The sequence below is a fragment of the Rhodococcus wratislaviensis genome (assembly GCF_041228765.1).
In the GTDB taxonomy this organism is placed as follows: Bacteria; Actinomycetota; Actinomycetes; order Mycobacteriales; family Mycobacteriaceae; genus Rhodococcus_F; species Rhodococcus_F wratislaviensis.
Window position 1 is genome coordinate 6,884,993 of record NZ_CP150488.1, and the last position, 23,571, is coordinate 6,908,563.

Annotated in this window: 20 protein-coding genes; 7 read left to right on the forward strand and 13 right to left on the reverse strand. The window is 65.2% G+C overall.

All coding sequences use genetic code 11. From position 1 onward, the window contains the following. Positions 1-200 precede the first annotated feature (200 nt). Positions 201-626 (reverse strand): hypothetical protein, encoded by a 426-nt coding sequence (locus tag WKC72_RS31765; RefSeq protein WP_370180757.1) that lies wholly within the window; start codon positions 624-626, stop codon positions 201-203. Beyond that, positions 623-1,087 carry a GyrI-like domain-containing protein gene (locus WKC72_RS31770; RefSeq protein ID WP_370180758.1) on the reverse strand — a complete coding sequence of 155 codons (465 nt, stop codon included), beginning with the start codon at positions 1,085-1,087 and terminating at the stop codon, positions 623-625. Before WKC72_RS31770 ends, WKC72_RS31765 begins: the two co-directional genes overlap by 4 nt. 348 nt (positions 1,088-1,435) lie before the next feature. On the opposite strand from WKC72_RS31770, the gene WKC72_RS31775 reads away from it, so the two are divergent. From WKC72_RS31775 to WKC72_RS31790, 4 genes are read left to right on the forward strand one after another with little or no spacing between them, the layout of a single operon-like run. Then, positions 1,436-2,695: a class I SAM-dependent methyltransferase gene (locus WKC72_RS31775; protein WP_370180759.1), complete on the forward strand. Its 1,260-nt coding sequence runs from the start codon at positions 1,436-1,438 to the stop codon at positions 2,693-2,695. Beyond that, a complete protein-coding gene (locus WKC72_RS31780; protein ID WP_370180760.1) occupies positions 2,692-3,480 on the forward strand; it encodes a glucose-1-phosphate cytidylyltransferase in 789 nt (262 codons plus the stop codon). Before WKC72_RS31775 ends, WKC72_RS31780 begins: the two co-directional genes overlap by 4 nt. 3 nt (positions 3,481-3,483) lie before the next feature. Then, positions 3,484-4,134, forward strand: a complete 651-nt coding sequence (locus tag WKC72_RS31785) for a PIG-L deacetylase family protein (RefSeq protein WP_172650272.1) — start codon at positions 3,484-3,486, stop codon at positions 4,132-4,134. A gap of 1 nt (position 4,135) precedes the next feature. After that, positions 4,136-5,176 carry an NAD-dependent epimerase/dehydratase family protein gene (locus tag WKC72_RS31790; RefSeq protein ID WP_370180761.1) on the forward strand — a complete coding sequence of 347 codons (1,041 nt, stop codon included), beginning with the start codon at positions 4,136-4,138 and terminating at the stop codon, positions 5,174-5,176. Positions 5,177-5,195: 19 nt separating this feature from the next. Here WKC72_RS31790 and WKC72_RS31795 read toward each other — a convergent pair whose 3' ends face one another. Then, positions 5,196-5,753, reverse strand: coding sequence for a dTDP-4-dehydrorhamnose 3,5-epimerase family protein (locus WKC72_RS31795; protein WP_370180762.1), 558 nt, complete (start codon positions 5,751-5,753; stop codon positions 5,196-5,198). A gap of 62 nt (positions 5,754-5,815) precedes the next feature. Here WKC72_RS31795 and WKC72_RS31800 point away from each other — a divergent pair, with 62 nt between their 5' ends. After that, complete coding sequence (locus WKC72_RS31800) at positions 5,816-6,952, forward strand: class I SAM-dependent methyltransferase (RefSeq protein WP_370184597.1); 1,137 nt, start codon at positions 5,816-5,818, stop codon at positions 6,950-6,952. Here WKC72_RS31800 and WKC72_RS31805 read toward each other — a convergent pair. Genes WKC72_RS31805 through WKC72_RS31825 form a run of 5 tightly spaced genes read right to left on the reverse strand, consistent with a single transcriptional unit; the run spans position 6,907 to position 13,615 of the window. Further along, positions 6,907-7,455, reverse strand: a complete 549-nt coding sequence (locus WKC72_RS31805; RefSeq protein ID WP_231914291.1) for a YdcF family protein — start codon at positions 7,453-7,455, stop codon at positions 6,907-6,909. The genes WKC72_RS31800 and WKC72_RS31805 overlap by 46 nt on opposite strands. After that, positions 7,456-9,015 (reverse strand): oligosaccharide flippase family protein, encoded by a 1,560-nt coding sequence (locus WKC72_RS31810; RefSeq protein ID WP_370180763.1) that lies wholly within the window; start codon positions 9,013-9,015, stop codon positions 7,456-7,458. A 14-nt stretch (positions 9,016-9,029) separates the two neighbouring features. Next, positions 9,030-10,058, reverse strand: coding sequence for a glycosyltransferase family 2 protein (locus WKC72_RS31815; RefSeq protein WP_370180764.1), 1,029 nt, complete (start codon positions 10,056-10,058; stop codon positions 9,030-9,032). 2 nt (positions 10,059-10,060) lie between these two features. Further along, positions 10,061-11,422, reverse strand: a complete 1,362-nt coding sequence (locus WKC72_RS31820) for a nucleotide sugar dehydrogenase (protein WP_370180765.1) — start codon at positions 11,420-11,422, stop codon at positions 10,061-10,063. 36 nt (positions 11,423-11,458) lie between these two features. Continuing rightward, positions 11,459-13,615, reverse strand: coding sequence for an alginate lyase family protein (locus tag WKC72_RS31825; RefSeq protein WP_370180766.1), 2,157 nt, complete (start codon positions 13,613-13,615; stop codon positions 11,459-11,461). Positions 13,616-13,689: 74 nt separating this feature from the next. On the opposite strand from WKC72_RS31825, the gene WKC72_RS31830 reads away from it, so the two are divergent. Next, positions 13,690-15,063 (forward strand): putative glycoside hydrolase, encoded by a 1,374-nt coding sequence (locus WKC72_RS31830; protein ID WP_370180767.1) that lies wholly within the window; start codon positions 13,690-13,692, stop codon positions 15,061-15,063. Between the two features lie 14 nt (positions 15,064-15,077). On the opposite strand, the gene WKC72_RS31835 is transcribed toward WKC72_RS31830, so the two are convergent. The 5 genes from WKC72_RS31835 to WKC72_RS31855 all read right to left on the reverse strand — a co-directional run bounded on the left by WKC72_RS31835 (position 15,078) and on the right by WKC72_RS31855 (position 22,623). Further along, on the reverse strand, positions 15,078-16,283 hold the full coding sequence (locus WKC72_RS31835) for a glycosyltransferase family 4 protein (RefSeq protein WP_370180768.1): 1,206 nt from the start codon (positions 16,281-16,283) through the stop codon (positions 15,078-15,080). Continuing rightward, positions 16,280-18,562: a glycosyltransferase gene (locus WKC72_RS31840; protein WP_370180769.1), complete on the reverse strand. Its 2,283-nt coding sequence runs from the start codon at positions 18,560-18,562 to the stop codon at positions 16,280-16,282. The genes WKC72_RS31835 and WKC72_RS31840 overlap by 4 nt, the downstream gene beginning before the upstream one ends. Next, complete coding sequence (locus tag WKC72_RS31845; RefSeq protein ID WP_370180770.1) at positions 18,559-19,623, reverse strand: glycosyltransferase family 4 protein; 1,065 nt, start codon at positions 19,621-19,623, stop codon at positions 18,559-18,561. The genes WKC72_RS31840 and WKC72_RS31845 overlap by 4 nt, the downstream gene beginning before the upstream one ends. Continuing rightward, positions 19,620-21,074: an O-antigen ligase family protein gene (locus WKC72_RS31850; RefSeq protein ID WP_370180771.1), complete on the reverse strand. Its 1,455-nt coding sequence runs from the start codon at positions 21,072-21,074 to the stop codon at positions 19,620-19,622. The genes WKC72_RS31845 and WKC72_RS31850 overlap by 4 nt, the downstream gene beginning before the upstream one ends. A 79-nt stretch (positions 21,075-21,153) precedes the next feature. Continuing rightward, positions 21,154-22,623: a hypothetical protein gene (locus WKC72_RS31855; RefSeq protein ID WP_370180772.1), complete on the reverse strand. Its 1,470-nt coding sequence runs from the start codon at positions 22,621-22,623 to the stop codon at positions 21,154-21,156. 369 nt (positions 22,624-22,992) lie between these two features. Here WKC72_RS31855 and WKC72_RS31860 point away from each other — a divergent pair, with 369 nt between their 5' ends. After that, positions 22,993-23,562, forward strand: a complete 570-nt coding sequence (locus tag WKC72_RS31860; RefSeq protein ID WP_370180773.1) for a GNAT family N-acetyltransferase — start codon at positions 22,993-22,995, stop codon at positions 23,560-23,562. Positions 23,563-23,571 lie beyond the last annotated feature (9 nt).

The following is a 23,571-nucleotide window of genomic DNA, read 5'->3' on the forward strand; positions in this document are numbered from 1 at the left end:
CGGAGTCGGTGCGGCAATTCCGGGGACTCACGGGTTACGTTAAGACCCCAAGAACTGGACACACGAACACCCGGTCACAGCCCCGCGGCTACTCATTTTCCGCGTTTACTCCGGATTTGTCACCTGTGGTGCCGAAAATAGGCCCTAAAACAAACTTCAGGTCGGTAATTATCGCGCCTGAATTACGCCAGGGACCTGAATTACGCCAGGGAAATGAACAACTCGACGTTGTTCGGAGGACGGAAGACCTCGACCTCTTCCGCGTAAGCGCGCTCGATGCGCCCCTCCTTCTCGGCCACCTCGGCCTGGATCCACACATCTTCGATGGGGTCGGACGTCCGCCCGTCGGGTGTGAACTTCGCGAAATAACCGGCCGGGACGCGCACCAGCACGTCGCCGATCTCGAGGTGGTCGAGGTCGATGCAGCGATACCCGATCACGGCCGTCCATCCCAGCTCCGGGACCGCGACGTAGACGGTGGCGAGTTCCTCGACGCCGCGCAGCTGGACGCGCTCGCGGGTGAACTTCAACAGGTCGGTCGCATGCGCCGACGAACCCAACTCCATGCGCGGGAGAACGAGGCCACCGAAATCAGTCGACTCACGCTTGACAATTTCGAAACTCATTGCTGCCCCTGCCTGGTGGCGGGTGGCACTATCGCCACATAGAGATCGATCCCGAAAGCATGCGGATAGAATTCGAAATCGCCGGTGAAGGATCGTTGAATCTGCTGCGACTCCTCCGCGTCTCGAATCTGCCCCCAGAGGACGTCGAAGAGATCAGGGAATGTGCCGACCGAGGAGAACTTCGCATAGGTTCCCGCTGGAATCCGCGATACCAGGTGCCCGCGCCCTACCTGATCTATCGAGGAGCACTCGTACCCCACGATTTGCGTGTAATACGAATTGATCTCGGGAGCGTGGTCGACGTAGGCGGAGGCCAACGGGCGATCCACATTCTGCGCGAGGAGGGTGGACCACGTCTTCTCGAGCGCCTTGTCGCGCGCTTCCCCCAGCGCCCGCTTGGGGCTGCGCACAGCCAGTCCAGCGACCAACGTCTCTTCGCGTTCGACAATGACGAACGGCACCGGGCACCCCTCCGATGTCATCGGAACATATGGCCTACAACGACAATTTATGTTCGGCCTCCTGCATTTTGGAGGTCGAATTTTCACAATACATCGTCGGGAATCCACCGTCTGCGTCATTGGTCCCCGAAGCCGCCAGCAGCCTCTTCGCGGCCACAAATTACTCCACCGCCTGGGAGCAATTCGATAAATTCCGAAAAATGGTTTTGCACGCACCTAACATACTCAAAGTTGGTTTTGAGCCTTGAACGGTGACATGAAGTGTGGTTTATTGGTGGATAGACGACCCGTGGTGTGACATACCCTGACAGGAACGTCATGACCTCCCCGGGGTGAAGGGAGACTGCAGTGCGCTGCCGACTGTGCGACTCCGACCGGATGCGGAGCATCCTGGACCTGGGCGCGACCCCGCCTTGTGAACTCTTCCTGACCGAAGCCGCGTTGGACACCGCGGAAGTAACCTATCCACTGCACCTGCGGCTGTGCGAAGACTGCTTGCTCCTGCAGATTCCTGCCCTGATCACGCCGGAAGACACCTTCACCGACTACGCCTACTACTCCTCCTTCTCGGACTCCTGGGTCGAGCACGCGCGGAGGTTCGTCGCCTCGGCCGTGGACAGGCTCGGCCTCGACGACACTTCGTCGGTCGTAGAGGTGGCGAGCAACGACGGCTACCTGCTGCAACACTGCGTCGCCGCCGGAATCCGCTGTCTCGGAATCGAACCGTCGCACAACGTCGGTGCGGCTGCGCGTGAGCGCGGGGTTCCCACTCTTACCGCGTTCCTGGACGAGGACCTCGCCGCCCGTGTTCGAGCGGAGCACGGCCCCGCGGAACTCGTGGTCGCGAACAACGTCTACGCGCACGTCCCGGACCTACTCGGATTCACTCGCTCTCTCCGCACCCTAGTCGCAGACGACGGCTGGCTGAGCATCGAGGTTCACCACGCCTTGAATCTGGTCCACCTCGCGCAGTTCGACACGATTTATCACGAGCACTTCCAGTACTACACCGTGCTGTCCGCGACCCGCGCGCTCGCGACGGCGGGCCTCACCGTCGTCGATGTGGAACTGCTGGAAACACACGGGGGATCGATTCGGATCTGGGCGCGTCCCAGCGCCGTCGGCCGGGAGCCGACTCGCCGCGTCGCCGAGGTGCTGCAACAGGAGAAGACGGCCGGCCTGCACGACGTAGACGGCTACCTCGGACTCGAGCCTCGGGTGAGGGCTGTACGACAGCAGTTGCTCGGGTTCCTCCTGGACTGCCGGGCCCAGAACCGGACGGTCGTCGGCTACGGCGCTCCGGGCAAGGGGAACACGCTGTTGAACTACTGCGGAATTCGTCCGGATCTACTCGAATATACGGTCGATCGGAATCCCTACAAGCACGGTCGTTTCACGCCCGGCACCCGGATTCCGATCCTCGACCCGAAGCAGATCGAGAAGGATCGCCCCGCCGTCGTCCTCGCGTTGCCCTGGAATCTCGAGGCAGAACTGACCGAACAACTGCGATACATCACAGAGTGGGGCGGGGAGCTGGTCTTCCCACTCCCCTCGCTACACAGCGCTGGTTTCCAGCCGGACCTCGTGTCAAGGAGGCTCACGACATGAAAGTTGTCCTGTTCTGCGGCGGTTACGGCATGCGCATGCGTAACGACCGCAACGACGCAATCCCCAAGCCGATGCAGATGGTCGGCCCTCGGCCCCTGCTGTGGCACGTGATGAACTACTACGCCCACTTCGGGCACAAGGAGTTCATCCTCTGCCTCGGGTACGGCGCCGAGGCCATCAAAGAGTTCTTCCTCGACTACCGCGAAGCGGAGTCCAACGACTTCATCCTTCACGCCAACAAGATCGAGCTTCTGCATTCCGACATCAGCGACTGGTCCATCACGTTCGTCGATACGGGTCTGGAATCGGCGATCGGTGAACGACTGCGCCGCGTGCGACGGCACCTCGACGGCGACGAATACTTTCTCGCGAACTACGCAGACGTCCTGACCGACGCTCCCCTCGACGACGTGGTCGCGAAGTTCCACGAATCCGGTGCCGCGGCGTCGATGCTCGTCGTTCCGCCGCAGTCCTCGTTCCACTGCGTGAACGTGGCCGACAACGGCGAGGTCAAGGAGATCATACCGGTCGGTCGGCTACCGATCTGGGAGAACGGTGGCTACTTCGTCCTCAGCCACGAGATCTTCGACCTTCTCCCACCGGGCGGCGATCTGGTGGCGGATGTCTGCGAAACCTTGGCGGGCGAGGGTCGCCTGTTCGGATACCGGCACGAGGGCTTCTGGAAGCCTGCCGACACCTTCAAGGAGCGGGCGGAACTCGACGCGAATTACGCAAAGGGCATCCATCCGTGGATGGTGTGGGAGCAACCGCAGGCGGTGTCATAGGTCATGCTCGACCTCCATACCCCGCAGGTCGCCGAGATCGCCGTTCTCGGCGCACACTGTGACGACATCGCGATCGGCGTCGGCGGGACGCTGCTGACTCTGTCGTCCACTTCGCCAGGACTCCGAGTGCGTGCCCTGGTGTTGTCGGGCAACGACTCCAGGCGAGAGATCGAGGAACGGCACGCGCTCACCGCCCTGTGCCCCGGTGCCGACCTCGAACTCGACGTCCTCGACGTTCCCGACGGGCACGCGCCCGGATACTGGGAGCCGATCAAGACTGCACTCGAGGGATTCCGGCGACGATGTGAGCCCGACATCGTGTTCGCTCCGCACCGCGGGGATGCCCACCAGGATCACCGGCTACTGGCCGAACTCGTACCGACAGTGTTTCGGGACCATCTCGTGCTGGGCTACGAGATCCTCAAATGGGAGACCGACACCCCCCACCCCACTGTGTTCCATCCTCTGATACGAGCGGTCGCGGAGGAAAAGGCCCGGGTTCTGTTGAAGCACTACCCGTCCCAGATCGACCGCGATTGGTTCGACGAAGAAGCGTTCCTCGGAGTCACCCGGCTGCGGGGTGTGCAGTGTCGGCGGCTGCACGCCGAGGCCTTCGTTCTCGAGAAGGCGAACATACGATTCGGAAGGACCTGACATGCGAGTGCTCCTCACCGGACACCGTGGCTACCTGGGCTCGGTCATGGCTCCGTGTCTGCTCGCCGCCGGCCACGACGTGGTCGGGCTCGACTCGGGACTGTTCGCCGGCTGCATCCTCGGACCCGACAGTGCCGAGGTTCCGTCGATCCGCGCAGACATCCGCGATGTGACGCCGTCACATCTCGTCGGCTTCGACGCGGTGATCCATCTTGCCGCGCTGTCGAACGATCCACTGGGTTCACTGGCCCCCGAGATCACCTTCGACATCAACCATCACGCGTCGGTGCACCTCGCCCGGCTCGCGAAAGATGCCGGTGTGCAACGCTTCCTGTATGCATCGACATGCTCGGTGTACGGCTCGGCGGGCGAGGATCTGGTGACCGAATCGGCACCCCTCCGCCCTCTCACCCCGTACGCGGAGAGCAAGGTGCGCGTAGAGGAGGACGTGACCGCCATCGCCGACTCGGGGTTCTCGCCGGTCTTTCTGCGAAACGCGACCGCGTTCGGGTTCTCGCCATGTCTGCGCGCCGACATCGTCCTCAACAATCTCGTCGGCGTCGCGATGCTGACCGGCACCGTGCGAGTGCTGTCGGACGGCACGCCATGGCGCCCACTGGTGCACGCCCGCGACATCGCAGCTGCATTCTGCGCCGCCCTCGTCGCGCCCGTGGACGTGATTCACTGCCGCGCCTACAACGTGGGGACCGAGGACAACAACGTCACCGTGGCGCAGATCGCGGAAGCCGCGGCCACGGCTGTCCCGAACTCGACCGTCGACGTCACCGGTGAGACAGGACCGGATCCGCGGTCGTATCGCGTCGACTTCAGCGCGATCCGGACGGCCCTCGAGGGATACGTCCCGCAGTGGACCGTCGTCGCCGGCGCTGTCGAACTGTACGAGAACTACGTCCGCTGGGGGCTCACGGAAGAGCTCTTCACTACTCGCTTCACCCGCCTGGCCCACCTGCGGGCGCTGCAAACCGCGGGTCGGCTCGACGCGTCGCTACGATTCCAGCGGGTCGGCGCGGGCCGTGACTGACGACGGTCGCGCGCGCGCCTCAGAGCGACTTCATCAGACTCGCCCAGCTCGCGGCGGCTGCATCCCGCGCGCTCACCGCCGACACCGGGAGCGGCCAGGCGATGGCGAGGTCAGGGTCGTCGTACGCAACCGCCAGGTCTTCTGCCGGGTCGTGCTCCCTGTCGATGCGATAACAGACGTCGGCGCAGTCGGTGAGGGCCTGGAACCCGTGCAACAATCCGGGTGGCACGAACAGATGCGCGAACGTGTCATCGTCGAGCGTGAACGCCTGCGTGCGTCCGAAAGTCGGCGACGTCCTCCGGATGTCGACGAGCACATCGTGGATCGCGCCATGCGCACATCGCACCAGCTTCGCCTCGCCGCGACCGGACCTGCCGTGCATTCCGCGGATCACCCCGCGCCGCGACCGCGATTGGGAGTCCTGGATGAAGTCCGCCGCACGAACCGGAGTCCCGTCCGCGACCACAGCATCGAAGAGCCGCGCGTCGAAAGTGCGCGTGAACAGGCCCCGCCCGTCCCGGAACGGGTCGGGCGTGAAGAGCACGACGCCTTCGAGTTCGGTGAATTTCGCCCGCACCCCACCATGGTGCCCCACGAGCCCCGCCGAAGTCGGCGTTTCCAGGCGTCCCCGTGGTCTCGATGATCTGCCGCGGGTGCTCTTCGTCCGACACGGTGCGGGTCCTCGATCTGGGGCGCACGCCCGCCGCGGACTATTTCCCGCCGCACTGGTCCCCCGTTGATCCGGCGGAGTCCTCGCACCCGTTGGCAATGGAGTTGTGCCTGCGGTGCGGACTCGCGCAGTTGGCGGACGACGACACGACGCCGGAGGAACCGCGGGGCGTCGAACCGCAGGCGCTGCGAAACCAGGCGGCCGCCGCAGTCGAGGCGGTCGCCGCATCGGGATTCCTCAACGGCGACAGTGTCATCGAATTCGGCAGTCCGCACGGTGGCAGCTGGCTGCAGTTACTCGCCGAGCGAGGATTTACCTCCCTGCCGGAGGGCTCCCCGGCCTCGGTGGTGCTGGACTGTTTCGGCCTGATGCACGAGCCGAATCAACGTGCGTCACTGCGGGAACGGGCGCACGCTACCGCAAGCGACGGAATACTGTTGATCCAATTCCATTCGCTCACCACGATCGTCAGCCACGGGCAATGGAACGCGCTGCGGCACGGACATTGTGCGTACTACTCGTTGACCGCCCTACGGCGGATGCTCAGGGATGTGGGGATGAACGTTTCGTACGCGTGGGAGTTCGACCTGTACGGTGGCACCGTCCTGGTTGCCGCCCGGCACGGCGTCCGGTCGGACACGTCGCACACCGTCCGCAGAATCCTCGCGGCTGAAAACGCCGTGGGGGTGTGCAAGCCGCGATCGATCCGCCACCTGCAGCGGGCCGCGGACGACCACGTCAGCTCGCTACGTATCTGGCTCGCCGCGATGGCAGGTCGCGGGCAACGCGTCTACGCATACGGTGCGGCGTCGCGGGCAGTTGCCCTGTTCAGCCGGGCGGGCGTCGACCGACGTGTGTTGCGCGCGGTAGCCGACGCGTCCCGCGCCAAGCAGGACCGGCGGATGCCCGGCACCGATGTCCCGATCATCTCCCCTGCGCAGCTGCTCGCAGACGACCCCGACGTGGTGCTGCTGACGGTCGCCGACCTGCTCCCGGAAGTGCAATCGCAGTTTCCAGGGTTGACCGGCAAATGGGTGGTGGACTTCGCTGACGGGGAACGTCAGCAGCCTGGCTGGAACAAGCTCCGCACATACCCCGCAGTCTGATAGCCGCTCTGCCACACCCAGTCGGCGGCAGAGATGTCCGCCGGGCTGGCCGCCATCATGACGTCCCCGCCGAAGCAGCGTTGAATAATGTACCGAGCCCGTGACACGTGCGGTGTGAACGTGACCACGATGACGCTGTTCCATCCGCCGGCCGTCGCGAGATCACGGAATGCCTTCGCTTCCCCGGCGGTGGTCGCGGGGTCGGGATCGAAGCAGACAACCGCAAACGCGAACTGCGCTCCGCAAAGTCGATCGAGCCACTCGTCGGATCCACCGCTCGGATCGGACAGCACCACATGCCCGGCGAGCCCTTCGAGGGCGAGGTCCAGTCCGTAGGTATAGCGCTCGTGGCCGGGCCCACCGAGAACCAGGATCGCATCCGCTCGGTGGAGCTCGTCGAGTTGCGGCTCGACATATGTCGGCACACCTGCAGCCGTCGCGCCGAGGACCGCGGCAACCACGCAGATGAACGGCCAGCGCAACCATCGAGCTGTACTGCGCACCTAGCGTTCCCCTCCCACGACGCGGCCGGCGATCGTGTGGACGGCCGCCCGTATCTCCGCGAAGGCGGATGGTGCGATCAACCGAAGGGACAGGAGGTAGGCGATCAGGAACGCCACACACTCCAGGGCTATCGACGCGAGTCCCACCGCGATCGACCGCTGGTCCGAGTGCACCACGTACCGTTCGAGTGGCGCGATCACCGCGAATGCAGCCAGCGAGGCGATCACTGGCGGGACCATCACCCGGGCTATCTCACCGCCCGATGCCCCGATCACCGAGCGCGCGAGTCCGAGCCCCGTGATCCCCACGACGATCGCCGCGCCGGAAACCGCGAGACCGACGCCGGCGAGACCGAGAGGTAACAACAGCAGCAGTAAGGGGACTCCGGTCAGCAGGCCCGCTGCGGTCATCCAATTCATGCGGCTGGATCGGCCGGCGCCCTTCATCGCCTCCGCGCTCACCGAGTTCATCGCCACGCCGAGTCCGATGCCCGCCATTGATGACACCGCCACTCCGGCGCCGCGCCAGGGCTCGCCGAGCAGCACCACGACAGCGGGCTCACCGACTGCGACCATCAGTGCCCCAGCCGGCATCGCCACCCGCCAGATCCAACTCAGAGCACGCAGGAAAGCGTCCTTGAAGCGCCGCGAGTCGGAGGAGATGCGGGAGAAGGCGGGAAACAGCACATACGAGCAGACCTGGACGATCGCCATGCCGGGGAGCAACGCGATCCTGCGACCATACCGATAGTTGCCGAGCGCAGCCTCGCTCAGCCCGCGGCCGATGATCGTCAACTCGACGACCTCCTGTGCCCGTGCGGCCGCGCCGTCCAGTAATAGCGGAAAGGAGAAGACCGCCATCTCGCGCCAGATCCGAAACGAGAACCGCCCACCGAACGGATGCCATCGGGACAGCCACCAACTTGCGACGATCCAGACGAGCATCGACGCATACGAGCCGATCACCAGGGACCAGACGCCGTACCCCAGCGCGGCGAAGACTATCGAACCCGCCGCAAAGGTGAGCCCCACGGCGGGATCCACGATGATCCGGCGCTTGAACTGAAAGCGGCGCTGCATCAGGGCATCCGGGACGCACGTGATTGCGATCAAGAACATCGAACCGGACATGGCAGCGGCCACCGTCCCGACCGCATGGCTGCTGAACACGCGCCCGATCAAGGGGGACACCGCCAACATGACCAGGCTCATGAGGATCCCCGTACCCAAGGTCACCCAGAACACCGTGGTGGCCGCATTCTCGACATCGTGCTCACGCTGAACGAGTGCCTGGGCCAACGTGCCGTGGGTGACGACCACCAGAAAGGTTGTCATCACGGTACCCGCCGCGAACACCCCGACGATCTCGGGGCTCAGCAGCCGTGCCAGCACCAACGTCTGCACGAACGTCACACCCTGCACGATCAGCAGACCCGCCGCCGCCATCGCGGCTCCGCGGCGGAGGATGCTGCTCAGTGTGCCGACCGAGGCGGTCCCGGGCGACGGTGCAGATCCCGAGTCACCACACTCCGGGGCGCGCCCGGGTGTCGACGAATCCACTGCGCCGCCTTCGTTCACGGCCGACTCACGGACTCGGTGCGCCGACCGATCGTGTGCCCGAGGGCAACGGTGACCCTTTGCTTGACCGGATGCAGCCTGCGCATCATGTCGGGAAAGAGCGATAACGAGCACGTCACCAGGGCGGCGCGGAGTGTGTGCCGCTGCGCGAACGCCGCTTTCGCCTCGACACGCGCCATGGCCAGGTTCCCTTCGAGCAGCGACCGTCGGGCCCGTCGCATCGCCTGGTGGTATCGCAACCGCCGTAAATTGCTCCGTAGCGCGTCCAGGTCCTCGGCCCGGCTCGTGGAGTGGGCCACCGTCTGGAACGACCGTTGAATGCGCCAATCGAACGCCTCGACCCCGGCGGGGTCCCGCGATACCGAGTCCTTCCGGACACGGCAGCGCGCGAGGCGCTCAGGGAGCATTCGGACATCGAATCCGGAATCGACGAGCCTCAGCCACATGACCACGTCCGCCTCGACTTCCTGTGTCGCGTGCTCGTACCCACCCACGGCGATCCACGCCTCGCGCCGAACCGCGCCCGTGTAGTAAGGGATGTATCCCGCGAGCATCTCGGTCAGCGCCAGAGGCTGCCCCGGATCCGATCGCGCCCTGAATCCGATCGAGCGCAGGTATCCCTTGGGTGCGCCACCGTGATCGTCGAACAGTAGAGCGTCACAACCGACCGCGTCGACGGCCCGGTCGGCGGCGAGTACCGCCCCCGTCCGCGCGCAGAAGTCCGGCATCAGCAGATCGTCGCTGTCGAGCACGCAGAAGTATTGTCCGCGCGCCAGGGCGGCGGCAGCCGTCACACCGCCCTCGTATCCGCGATTCTCCTGTCTTACCAGCCTGATTCGGCTGTCGGATGCGAAGGAACGGACAATCTCCGCGATCTCGTCGGAGCATCCGTTGTCGACAACGATCAACTCCCAGTCGGTACGGGTCTGGCGGCGCACCGACTCGATCGTCTGCGCCAGATACTCCTCCGTCCGGTAGGCGGTGGTCAGAAAGCTGAAGGTAGGGAGGGGGCGCGAGTCGCTCACCGTTACCACCCCAAACCCACATAACCTTCGCGCCGGCGACGCTCCTCGGCGCCAGGGAGCCGGACGAGGTCGACGACCGTGTGCTGCGCGCCCGCCCGGTTGACCGCCGCCACCATGGAGGGCTCCCTGGACCCCGCGATGAGCACCTCCGCGTGGTCGAGGACGGCGTCGGCGTCCTCGGTGAGAACCTCACCGATGTGCGGCAGTAGTTCCTCGATGAAGTCGCGGTTCGCGCCCAACAGCCTGGACAGTGCGACGTTGGGATCGCAGATCTTGACGTCGTATCCCTTGCCGATGAGTCGCTCGGCCAGCTCGACCATCGGGCTCTCACGCAGATCGTCCGTGCCGGGCTTGAACGACAGACCGAAGATGCCGATCCTGCGCTTACCCAACGCGATCACCTGGTCCACTGCCCGCCGCAGGTGCATCTCGTTCGACACCAGCACGTTCGCCAGCACGGGCACTTCGACGTCGTGGATTCGAGCAGTGTGCATCAGCGCGCGCACGTCCTTCGGCAGACACGAGCCTCCGAACGCAAATCCCGGACGCAGATAGGCGGCACTGAGATTCAGTTTCGTGTCGGCAAGGAAGATGTCCATCACGGCGTGTGAGTCGAGCCCCAGAGATGCGCAGATGGCTCCGATTTCGTTGCCGAACCCCACTTTCAGGGCATGGAAGCTGTTGTCGACGTACTTGACCATCTCGGCGACGGGGATCGGAACGCGGAACCGCGGTCCACCGAGCCCGTCGTACAAACTTGTCACCAGTCGCCCGCTGCGCTCGTCACTTTCCCCGACCACCGTCTTCGGCGGATTGAGGAAGTCGCGCACACTGCTGCCTTCGCGTAGGAACTCCGGGTTGACACAGACGCCGAAGTCGACACCCGCACGCTTGCCCGATGCACGTTCCAGACGCGGGATGAGTATCTCCGCGCAGGTACCCGGCACCATGGTGCTGCGATAGACGACGACGTGGAAGCTGTCCTTCCTGGCCAGCGCGGCGCCGATCTCGTCGGTCGCACGCTCGAGATAGCGGGTGGTCAGGCCTCCACCCGGTGCGGACGGGGTGCCGACACAGACGATCGTGACGTCGCTCGCGAGGACGGCGCCTGCCGGGTCGTCGCTGACGGTGAGCAGGCCGGATTCCACGACCTCCGCGATCAGTTGGCCGATCCGCTCCTCGAACACCGGGGTCTGGCCCCGGCGCAGGAATTCGGTCTTCGAGGGATTGATGTCTACCCCGACCACGGGGAAACCCCGGGACGCCAGGCATGCCGCCGAAACACATCCGACGTAGCCCAGCCCGAAGACGCTCAGGGCTATCCGCCGCGCGGATGGACGCATATGCAATTCGGTCGCGCTCATGACAACCGCCCAAACCAGTAGGAGTCTAGAAGTTTTCTAATGTGACCTATTCCATACTACGTCCCCGTTTTTCGTCATGGTTCCAATCGCATGGTTGATTTCAACCAGGTTTTCCGCGCCCCCATCGCGCCATCTCGCGGTGAGACATCCATCGCGAACCCCGACGGTGAGGTCTTCCGCCAACGCCATGCGTTCGTCCAGCGGGTTGAGCACAGTAGCGACCACGACCGGTACGTCGCCCGTGCAGTACCCACCGACCAACCATGCCGGCTCTCTCGATTCCAGCCGACGCGACCACCACCCGAGACCGAGCCGGGCGTCGCCTCGCACCTCGTACCGGATCAACTCGCTGCTGGCGCCGTGGACCAGCTGGAGAATAGGCTCTCCGTTGCGGCTGGCAAGGTGGCCCCCCTCGAGCGGTGTGACGTCCAGCGAGGGCGACAGCGGCCACGACGTGCGCACCTCGTGGCGGCCTCGGCCGGCGATGAGATCGACGACGAGGATGCTGCCCCGATCCGGCGGCGCGATGAGCCACCTCCGATGCACCACCGGCTGCGAGAGCCGACTGTAGCCACTGTGTTCGGCATCGACGACACAGCGCTCGAGGTCGACCGACCGCACCCGAACCCGGGCGTGCTCCGTCCACAGAAACGGCCCTCCGACGACCGACTGGTCCCGGCCGTCGACACACACGGTGGCATGAGCGCGAGTACCCCGATGAGCAGCGCGCCAGTCGGGGTGCCGGTAGTAGCTGCCGGTGCCGGGGTCGCCGATCACGTCGTCGCCGTCGATGCTCAGCGTCACTGCGAGGGCGTCGGCGTGCCCGTGTGCAGCTAGCGAGAGGTAACCGAGCGGCCCGACGTCGACAGTCAGCCGGCGCGCGCCGGCGCGCAGCACGACGAGACCGCCGTGCGGGGCGTAGAAGCTACGAGGACCAGGTTCGGGGAAGGACTTCACCCCGGAAACCGGTTCTGTGCGAGCGTAGTTCACCCAGGCCGCCGACAGCGTCGAGCGGCCCACCCGGCGCGCCGCCGTGTTGCGGGTCACCGCGCCCACCGTGCCGAGGTGATCTCGGGCTGTGCGCACCGGCTCCGCGCCGAGCCGGAGCGCGAAGCCCTCGTCGTCGTCGCCGTAGTGCGGCTCCGGGTCACGATCACCGACGAGCGCTGCGATGAAGTCCGCGCTCCGATCGACGGCGGCGATCAACTCCGGGGGTGGTCGACCGTCACGAAGTGTCAGCAACGCTGCCACGGTGAGAAGCAGTTCCGACGTGAAGATCTGATATCCCATTGCCTGCTCGGCGCCTGCACCATCGGGCAGGATCTGCCGCCCGGCCTCGGCCGACAATACGCGGATCGCGTCCTTCTCCCACGACTCGGCACGGGCCAGGTCCGGCAGAAGAATTGCCACTGTGGCCAGGCCTGCCATTTCCCCTACCAGATGATTGTTCGCCGAGCTGAACCGTGAACGCTCGTCCCAGCAGCGACGGGCAGACTCGGCGAGCACGCGGACGACGACCCGAAACCGCTCGGTCGTCAACGCCGGCGAATCCCGCAGACCCTGGAGTGCCACCGCGATCGAGATCGAGCGGACGCCCGCCTCGAAGGCACCGCGCCATCCGATGCCGATGCCCGGTGGATTCTGCTCGATCCACGAATCGAGTTGACGAAACGCCGCGTCCCCGAATCGCTCCTCACCGGTGAACAACCACGCTTCGGCGAGCCAGGTCAGATGTTGGAGTCTATTGAGCTCCCAGATCCACTTCGGATCACCATCCGCGGTGCGGTGGTCGATTCTGGATGCGGGCACGACAGGCCATCCGACTTTCGAATGCGGGTCGTAGTGCCAGTCGATCGGCTCCGGCAGCGTCACTTCCGGGTAACCGAAGTAGGCAAATCGCCCACCGGCCACGCGCTCGGCAGCCGCGATCACCTGCTCGACCCCGGCCGGATGTTCCCGCGCGATGACGGCGGCCCGGCCGCGGTCCAGAAGTATGGGCCGACCGGCGCATTCCCGGAATCTCGCCAACGCGGCGTCCCAGTCCGCCTCCGGCGTCCCGAACAGATCTGCGTCACTCGCCGCACCGCGCCCGCCGTGTGAAATCAGGCTCCGGCCCGCTCGACTCGCACGCCACGCCACCTCGCGCGGGCTCATCGACTGCAATCGGTGTACATGCCACAAGAGTTGACTCACAGCGCCCTCCATGCGGATACGAGATCCTCATCCGGCAGGTGACAAGGTGGCCTCGAACGTGTCAAGCTGACTCGGTGCCCGGCACTCTCGCCTCCCGGCGTTTCGGCCGCCTCCGGTTCGCCCTGACGACGGTCGTTACGGCCGTTGGACTGACCGTCGCGTGCGCTACGCCCGTGGACGAGCGTCCCGCGCCCGCGCCCGCTACCGGCGATCCCCACTCCCTGACGTTCCCCAGGACCGCAACGTATTTCCTGAATCAGCAAGATCTTCCGCCCGTCGAGGAGCTCGCTCGATACGACGTGGTGGTCATCGACAACGAATGGGCGAACCGGAAGCCGCACGAATACTTCGACGAGCTCCGGCACGCCAATCCACGCCTCCGGTTGTTCGCCTACGTGAACGTGGTCGACCATCCCGATCAACTCGGAACGGAGGCGTACTGGGCCAACCGATACGCGCTGTGGCAGTTCGACCAGAACGGCGAAAGTGCGTTCCCGGAACCATGGCTGGCGCACACGATGGACGGCACGCCCGTCAGCGAGTGGCCGGAGTCGACGATGACCAACCTCACGGACCAGGCGCCGCGGATCAACGGCCAGATCTTTGCCGAGTATGCCGCGAACTGGGTGGTGGATGACGTCTGGTCCGCGGGGGTGTGGGACGGCATTTTCCTCGACGTCTGGGGCGACCGGATCTACAGTGCGGATCGAGATCACTGGGACATCGATTCCGATGGAACCGACGAACCGGACGATTCGATCTACGGGTTCGGAAACCCCTGGGAACGCGGCGTGAACCTGGCCGAGCAGACCATCCGGCAACGAATTCCGGACGCGATCCTGATCGCGAACGGCGACCGGACACTGCTGACGCACCAATTGGACGGCCGGGCGTGGGAAAAATTCGCAGACCCGCGCGCCGACCGGAATCCCATGTTCGACATCGAGCAGTATGTCAGCCTGACCGCCGAAGGCGACCACCGCCGGCCCGGCCTCGCGATGACGATCGACAAGCTGGGTGCCGCACCGCATTCGGCACAGGATTTCCAGCGTGCCCGGTACTTTTTGGCGGCGACGTTGCTCCAGAACGGATTCTGGGCGCCGATGGGCGCCGACTACGACGAGCCGGCCTACTTCGACGAGATGGACGGTGGCGGACTCGGCCCGGGGTACCTCGGGCATCCACTGGTGGCCGACCCGTCGCCGGCTGTCCTCAACGATCCGTACGCGAACGGGGTCGGGTCGCTGGGCAACGGCCTCTTCCGTCGCGACTTCGAGCACGGAACCGTCCTGCTGAACACCGACGACAAACCGCGAGAAGTGCAACTCGAGAATCCCTTTCGGCGACTTCAGGGCGTCCAGGATCCGAGCACCAACAACGGGGACACCGTCACGTCGGTGACCCTCCAACCGAGCGACGGTCTCGTGCTCTCGAGCGAGAACCCATGACCGCATTCGGTCGTTCATCGCCTCACGCGCTCGGCCGCGAAGAGCCGAGCGTAGAAGTCCGTGAGTGCCCGGCGCGACGTCTCCCACGACAACTGCTGCTCGACACGTGCCCGGCCCAGTTGGCCCATCCTGTGACGTTTCTGCGGGTCCCGTAGCAACTCGTCGATCCCCGCTGCGAAGGCTGCCTCGTCGTTGGCCGGGGCGTACACAGCGGACTCCCCCGCCGACACTCTCGACTCGGCGAGCTCGAACGAGACGAGTGGGCGACCCATCGCCATGTATTCGACGACCTTGTTCATCGTCGACACATCGTTCAACGGATTGCGTGGATCCGGTGCGAGACAGACATCTGCGGTCGACAGGCATCGCTGCACGAACTCGTCGGGGACCCGGCCGGTGAATTCGACCATGTCTGTGAGTCCGAGCTTCTCGCTGAGGGCCACCATGTCGTCGAACGAGTCTCCCGCTCCCATGAATATGCAGTGGAGGTCGTCCCGCCCGATCCCGTCCCGCAGGTGGGCGAGGGCACGTAGCGCATAGTCGACGCCGTCCTGCGGGCCCATCACACCCAAGTATGCCGCCAGATACCGCTTGCTGCGCTTCAGGTTCGGATCGGGGTCTCGGCAGACGAACCGACTCAGATCGGGCGCGCTCCGAACGACGGTAACCCGCTCCGGTGGCAGATGCCCGCGCTCGAGGGCAACCCGCCGGTAGCTCTCGTTCGTCGAGATCACCGCGTCAGCGGAGGCCAGTGTGAGCCGTTCCAGTAGCCTGGTCGCCCAATAGAGGATCGGACCGCCTCGGGGAAATCGGGACAGGAAGAGTTCGGGCACCAGATCGTGGTGATCGAACACGAACTTGGCACCGGCCGGGCGAAGAAGCGTAGCGACGAGGAACAGCAGATCCGGCGGATTGCAGGCGTGGACGGCATCGACCGGATCATCACGCCTCACCCGGAGAGCGAGTCGCGTGGTGTGCCACAACGCCAGACCGTACTCCCGCAGATAGCCCAACGGCCCCCCTTCCGCGGCACGAAGGGGATAGCGGAGAATGCGGACCCCGTCCAGCGTGACGTCCGGCTCGCAGTCCTGGGTGGCCCCCATCGGGCATATCACTGTGACGCGGTACCCTGCCTCGACCAACGCGCTGCTCTCCTGCCACACCCGGCGGTCGAACGGTACCGATAGATTCTCCACGAGAATCAGAATGTGACGACTCATCGCACCTCCACCACTTCCGTGAGCAGGCGCTCGAATCCTCGCGCCGTGTCTTCGATCCGGTACTGCTGTTCCGCCCGTGCACGCCCCGACCGTCCCTGCCGAGTGCACAGTCCCGGATCCGCGGCCAAGGAAATGAGCCGTTGCGCCATCGCATGTGCATCTCCGACCGGCACCACATAACCCTGTTCGCCATCGGTGACCATGTCTCGCAGGCAACCGCAATCGGTGACGACGAGCGGCACGCCTGCGGCCATGGACTCGATCGCGATGATCGGCACGCCCTCATGCACGGACGACAGACAGGACACATCGAGCCCTGGCAGGAGTTGTTGCACGTCCCGCCGCACTCCCATGAACCGCGTGCGGCCCGAGATACCGAGTTCGGTGGCGAGAGTGCGTAACTCATCGTCGCGTTCGCCGCCTCCGATCACGACCAGCCGTACCCGGACACCGGACGCCGCCACGGCCGAAATCGCTTCGAAGAGCACCTGGTGCGCCTTCTGACTGCTGAGCCGGCCGACGATGCCGACAATGAAGTCCTGCTGGTCGAGACCGAACGCGGCCCTGGCACGCTCACGGTCGGCGTCACGCGGCAACGGCGGCAGCACTATCCCGTTCGGAATCACCACCTCGCGCGTGCGTCGCCACGCGAAGCGTCCTACCCCTTCTTCCCGGCGCAGGTACTCGCCCTGTCGCGGGGCGAGCAGGACGAGCGCATCGGACAGCCACAGCGTCTCCACGGTGGAGCGCGGCAGGCAGCGCTTGCCGACCGACGTCAGGTCCATGTCGTGGGCCGCCACGATATTGGCACGTACTCCCGCGATCCGTGCCGCAATTCGCCCCAGCGCCAGCGCCGCTCGATGATGATGAGTAACCAGCACCGCGTCGGTACGATCACGTCGCAGGCTGCGGATCAACCGCGGCAGGGTTCGAACGTCGTAGCGACCCGAGCGCTCGAGCACTTCGACGTCGAATCCCGCCCTCCGAAACTCCTCGCCGAGCGCCCCAGCCTCGCGCAGACAGATCAGGCGCGGTCGTACCACCCGCGGATCGAGATTGCGGAACAGTTCCAGCATCAGGAGTTCGACACCCCCGACGAACGTCAGGTCCAAGACCAGGCTGAGCCGGATGGGTCTCGCCCCGCGAGGCGGGCACCGACCCGCCACCTCCTCGAGTGCACGTTCACTCTCGGCTACGCTGGCGCGCAGGCTGAACTCGGACTCGACTCGCGTCCGCGCCGCGAGGCCCATCTCCCTGGATTTCTCGGGGTCCGTCAGCACTCGCAACAGCTTCTCGGCCAGTGCCGTCGGCGCACGCGGGGGCGCGAGGAATCCGGTCACCCCCTCCGAAATCATCTCTGGAACGCCGCCGACTGCGGTACAGACCGCCGGCCGCCCTGCGGCCATCGCCTCGAGCAACGCCATCGGGAAACACTCCACGCTGTACGAGCTCAGGACGAAGACGTCCATCACTCCGAGCAGATCCCTCACATCCGGACGGGAACCGGTGAACACCACACGGTCGGCAATGCCCAGCTCACCGGCCAGCCGTTCCAGATCGCCTCGCGTCGGCCCATCGCCGACGACCAGGAACTTCGCGTCCGGCAGCTCGTCGACGACCAGCCGTGCGGCGCGCAACAGCGTGGCATGGTCCTTCTCGGGTCGCAGCGCGGCAAGGATTCCCACCACTCGGTCGCGCGGCCCGATCCCGAGCTCCGCGGCGGCGGCACGATCTCCCCTCGGATCGAACTCTGCGGGATCCACCCCGTTGTGGATGATTCGGATCTTGCCCGGCGGAATGTGCAAATCGTCTACCAGATAGGGAACTTGCAACTTCGCCACACCGAAATACGCGCTCGTGACCGGCGCGAGCGCGCGGTCGACGATCCGCCGAAGGACACTCCTCGTGGTGGTCTCACCGCAGTTGTGCACCCACACGACCGTCCGTGGAACTCGCGCCAGGAAAGCAGCGATCCGACCGAGGGCCTCCGCATTGAAGCCGCGCACGATCATGATGTCCGGGGCGATCCTGCGCGTCTCCCGCACGAGGTCGCACAGCGCACCGACCGCCTGCAACTTCGTTCGTCGCAACGCCAGGGCGGGAACATCCCCGGCCGCCAGGGCCGGAAACAGGTCGCCCTCGCTCCCGATGCAGATGACGCTGGGTTCGAACCTCTTTCGGTCCAGCCGGGGAAGCAACGTGACAGCATGCCGCTCCGCTCCTCCGACGCGGAGGTCAGGCACCACACACAACACCCGCAGGGGGCGATCGGCTGTCATCGCCGCACCTCGCGGTAGAGGGCATCGAAACGGCGCCAGACGACGTCGACGTCGAACTCGGCTCGGATGCGTTGCAACGCCTGGGATCCGAGCCTGATGCGCGCATCGTCGTCGTAGACCACACGACGCAATGCGTGCGCGAGTGCGTCTACGTCGTCAACCGGAACCAGCACCCCGCAGCGGTCGTCGATCAGTTCGGGGATGCCTCCTACCGCGCTGGCTACGACACACAGTCCGTGGGCCATCGCCTCGAGTATCGCCATCGGCTGGCCCTCGTTGTGCGACGGCAGGGCCAGTACCTGGGATGTTGCCAACAATTCGGGTACCCGATCCGGAGCGAGCCATCCGAGCACCGTGACGGTGCTACCCACCGACAGCTCATCGACCCGGTCCCGCGCACGCTGCACTTCGCCGTCACCGGCGAGCGTCAGTCGCGCACGCCCGTTTCCGTCGCCGATCATCTTCGCCCACGCGTCGAGCAGTGTGAAGGCCCCCTTGCGATCGCCGATGCAGCCGAGGAAGAGAACGTGCACCGGTTCACTTCCGGACGGCTGCCGTACCGGATGGCATGGCCGGACCGCATTGGGAACAGAGACGACGTACGCCCGCGGCGCAATCCGCTCGAGCCGCTCCGCCCACCGGTCGCCGAGTGCCACTACCACGTCCGCACCGGTGAGCGTGGCGCGGATGAGCGCCTTCATGGGGCGCGGCGATCGGCCGTAGAACAGATGGAAGTCGGAACCGTGCACGTGCATCACGATCGGCACCCGGAAGATTCGACAGATCCAGGCGAGGATGGCCTTTCGGATGAAGCTGCCGGCGACGGAGGTATGAAGGTGAACCACATCCGGCCGGTCGAAAACCAGAGCAGTCACGAACGCGCCCAGCCCCGTCACGAACGCCACGATCTTCGTGGCGACCGTGCCGTTCCGGTGGGTACCGACATGGCGAACATTCCACAGCTCCCACAGCGGAGTAGCTTGCATCGTTCGGACGAAACTCGCTATTCCGCCCCGGGTGGATGTGCTGGTCGACGCCCACAGGGCCCGCTGCCGGTTCATGCGCGTTCCTGTGCTGGAACCGATTCAGGCGCGTGTCGATGCGGACCAGGTGTCAACTGATCCGCGGGAAGTCGATCAGCCCAGCCGATGACGATTCCGACGAGCAGCATCACGACCGCGTTCGGAAAGTCGAAGAACCGTAGGTCGACCGTGAGGCCCGCGATCACGAGCACAACGAAGGCCATGATCGCCACCAGCGCAAGACGCTTCCCGCACAGGCCGTCGGCCGGCAGCACCCGGTATGCGTGGAAGAGACCGCAGGCCAAGAGGAGGAGGACGGCGAGCCAGAGAGCCAACCCGAGTAGTCCCAGTTCCGCCGCGATTCCGAGCTCGTTGAAATGGGACGCGATTCCGAAGCCGCGAATCCATGGCACATCCGGCGCCCACCGCTGGTGATGGTACGTGTTCATCGCGGTGAAGCGCCCGATTCCCCACCCCGCCAACGGTTTCTCCTGAACTGCCCAGATCGCCGTTTCCGCAGTGTTGAGCCGATCCTGCAGTTCGTCGGGTGATCCGACACCACCCGCGGAACGATCGCTGCTGGTGAAGGCCGACCATTTGATGGCCACGGCGGCCGCCACGACCGCACCGGTCATGACGAACCCGGTTCGAAACCCCTTGGCAGACGCTGCTCCAATCAACACCACCACAGCGAATGCCAGCCAGACGACTCGTGTGTGGGTCAGATAGACGCCGTATGCGGACGCTACCGCGATAGCGATGGCCAGAATCCGGCTCCACCGGGGTTCACTGCGCGTTGCGGCGAGGAGGAGCGCCACGATGAAGCCGAGGATCAACACCACGCCGTTGACCACGGGCTGGTCGAAGATGCCGACGGCTCGCCCCTCCCAGCTCGGAGACTCGACTATGTAGCGGGGCCAGACGAGTGCGGTCGGACCATGAAACTGCAGAATGCACATCGCAGCCGAGTAAGCCCCGAGCAACAGGATCGTCCACAGAAGTAGCCGGACCGCAGACACTCGGTCGAATGTGTACCGCCCCACGAGAAACACCGTGAACGGAATGATGGTGCCGGTCAGTACGAATCGCGGTACGGAGAGTTCTGCGCCGGACACGGGGACGACGGAGCCGTACTGGTGTGAGGAGAACATCGACATCACGTTCCAGGTGACGTAGAGAACCATTGCACACTCGATGGCGCCCAGACGCGGAGCGCGGTCGATGCCCCGGGCAATCCAGATCGCCCACGCGGCCACCACCCCGAGGTACGCCAGGACGAAGGGATCCACCGGCAGGATGCTGGGTAGGGCGACCCGGAGGAACGTAGTGACCAGCAGCAGAAGCACAGCGACCACCGGATCGCGCAGCCCGGCGAAGACAAGTGCACTGCCGACGGCGCCGAGCAGGAGAAGCACACCGAAATGAGTCGGTACCTTCGCGGCGGCTGCAAGCACGATGAGCACAGCCACGGGGAACACTGCGCCCGCCATCCATCGGAAGGTCGATCCACCCGTGGACGAGATACTGGTGGGGTCGGCGAGGGGCGGTGTCCGTCTCATTGTCGTCAGGTCACGGACGCGCGGTCTGATCCGGAGTGGACTCGCGGACCTGCACGAGGTCGGCGGTATCCAACGCGTCCGAGTCCGCCGACTCGTCCAACTCGACCGATGGCGGGATCGGCGCACTGCGTCGCGTGCATCGAGGATCGATGATGACGGCGCCGAGCAACCTCGACTCCACCTGCCCGAGCAGCCGACATGCCTCCATCGTTTCGGGGACCCGCGTGCTGCGCCTTTCGACCACCAGCACTACCGCGTCTGCTGCCGCGCAGATCACCTGCGCTTCAGCTGCTTCCGTGATCGGCGGAGCCTCGACGACAACGACGTCAGCGATACTGCGGGCCTGTTGGAGCAGGTTGCCGAACCGCTCACGGGTGAACAGCGCGTAGGGATCACCGTTCCCCGTTCCGCTCGGCATCTCCGGTATCTCGCCGGGTACCACGTCCTGGATGAACCCGGCGATCGCAGGTGGGGTGACCGGGGCGAGGAAATCCGCGACGCCCGGAGCTTCATCGACATTCGTTGCGCGCTCGGAACCGTGCAGATCCGCCCGCACGATCAAGGACCGTTCGCTCTGGATCGCCCTGTGCTCGGCGATTGCCCGCGCAACCTGTGCAACGCCCTCCGTGGGCCGCGGCGCGGTCACCACAATCGTTGCCGGGCGGGGAAGATCGGCCAAACCGACGATGTTTGCCAAACGTCGGAATTGTGCCTCACGACGCTGTTCCGCCCGAGGTTTCCCGCCACGCGGGACCTCGACCAGCGTGTCCACGCCGACCTTCGCACGCACGTCGTCGGCGGTCGTGAGGCGTTTCGACACCGCGTCCAGCGCGAGAGCTGCAACGCACCCGAGTATCAAGCCGCCGAACAGCCCGAGCACCGCGTTCCGCGCCAGAGACGGGCTCTCCTCTGCGACGCCGGCGGCGAGCTGCTGGTCCTGCAGCTCGTTCGTCGTGTCCAACTCGATCGCGGTGATCCGGTCCTGGAGCTGCGCCATTGCGACGGGGTCCGCTTCGGGGGTTGCACGCTGCTCGTCGAGTTGCTTCCTGAGCTCCTCGAGGGTGTCGGCTCTACCGGCAAACCTGACGGTGTTGACATCGTCTCGGAACGCCCCGGCCATTGCAGTTGCCGCGGATGCCGCGGTCTCGGGGTCTTTGGCTGTGGCGTCGATATAGAGGATCGGACTCGCGGCGGCTGTGCTGGCCGCGAAGGCTACGTCGTCGGGGACGCCTGCTCGAGTTCGGATCCGTTCCTGGTAGGGCCCGTTGTTGAAGTAATCGACGTACCCCACCACGAGGATTGCGTCCTGTTCGGGAGCCCGGCCCGGCGAGGAGACGATCAACGCCGCCCTCCCCGTATAGCTGGTCCCAGCTTCCTTCGCAGCCACGACCCCTCCGAGGACCGCCAGCGCCGCGATGAGGACGACCAACACACGACGGCGCCAGATACGCTCGAGCTGAACGTTCAATGTGCTGGTCATGTGCCCCTCCACCATCAGGTTGCGGAGAATCGCGCGTCCCCGCTGAGATGTCGGGCCGACTCGGCACGCCATGGTTCGACCCACGGCGCCGACCCGAAATGTCGACTAAGCGATTTTCCCGACCTGGAGATTAATTTACTCCATAGAAGAGTACCTGCGGTATGGTTTTGGCGGATTTTTCATATTTGACGACTGGCACACGCGGCCGAGTATCATCAATCGCCAGAGGTGAGATCGTTGGATCTTCCGAAAACAAGAGTTGCAGTCGTCGCGGCCGCCAGGTTCCACCTCCGGCCGCTCCGCCGGATTCATCTTGCACGCCGGACCCCGGCCTTACGCCTCGGCCCGGTAGAAGTCGGCGGGCACGAAGTGGCGCTCCGTTCGCCGCGGCTGTCCGACGCAACCGCCTGGCGGGAAATTCGGCTGCGAGATCAGCGTCTGATCGAACCGTACTGGGTCAGTTCTGCACTGAGCTGGCCGGAGCGCCACACCGAGACGGTGTGGGTCGACGAATGCCTGCAGTCACGAAAGGCCGCTCGTGCCGGCCTCGCGCTGCCGATGGTGGTCGAGATCGACGGGCGCTTTGCGGGTCAATGCAATCTCGAGCGCATCGACGTGCGCACCAAGACCGCAGAGTTGGGAATTTGGCTCGACGCACGGGTAACCGGCAAAGGCGTGTGCTCAGTCTTGGGCGTGCTACTCGCGGACCACGTGTTCGGCACATTGGGACTACGCCGAGTCACCGCGCCCATCTGCGTGGACAATGCTGCGGCTGCGAAGCGGGCTGAGCGCGTGGGCATGAGACGTGAGGGCACAATGGTCAGCTTCCTCGACGTCGGCGGCCGCCGTAGAGATCACGACATGTGGGCGATCACGTCGGATATGTGGGCGCAGGCCTCGAACCGGGGAGACCCACGTCCCGACAACATCCAATATTGACGACACCCT

Coding starts and splice junctions, on each gene's coding strand:
- WKC72_RS31790 (WP_370180761.1), top strand. CDS start 4,136: ATGCGAGTGCTCCTCACCGGACACCGTGGCTACCTGGGCTCGGTCATG.
- WKC72_RS31845 (WP_370180770.1), bottom strand. CDS start 19,623: ATGAACCGGCAGCGGGCCCTGTGGGCGTCGACCAGCACATCCACCCGG.
- WKC72_RS31850 (WP_370180771.1), bottom strand. CDS start 21,074: ATGGCGGGCGCAGTGTTCCCCGTGGCTGTGCTCATCGTGCTTGCAGCC.
- WKC72_RS31855 (WP_370180772.1), bottom strand. CDS start 22,623: ATGACCAGCACATTGAACGTTCAGCTCGAGCGTATCTGGCGCCGTCGT.
- WKC72_RS31800 (WP_370184597.1), top strand. CDS start 5,816: ATGATCTGCCGCGGGTGCTCTTCGTCCGACACGGTGCGGGTCCTCGAT.
- WKC72_RS31780 (WP_370180760.1), top strand. CDS start 2,692: ATGAAAGTTGTCCTGTTCTGCGGCGGTTACGGCATGCGCATGCGTAAC.
- WKC72_RS31820 (WP_370180765.1), bottom strand. CDS start 11,422: ATGAGCGCGACCGAATTGCATATGCGTCCATCCGCGCGGCGGATAGCC.
- WKC72_RS31785 (WP_172650272.1), top strand. CDS start 3,484: ATGCTCGACCTCCATACCCCGCAGGTCGCCGAGATCGCCGTTCTCGGC.
- WKC72_RS31835 (WP_370180768.1), bottom strand. CDS start 16,283: ATGAGTCGTCACATTCTGATTCTCGTGGAGAATCTATCGGTACCGTTC.
- WKC72_RS31840 (WP_370180769.1), bottom strand. CDS start 18,562: ATGACAGCCGATCGCCCCCTGCGGGTGTTGTGTGTGGTGCCTGACCTC.
- WKC72_RS31765 (WP_370180757.1), bottom strand. CDS start 626: ATGAGTTTCGAAATTGTCAAGCGTGAGTCGACTGATTTCGGTGGCCTC.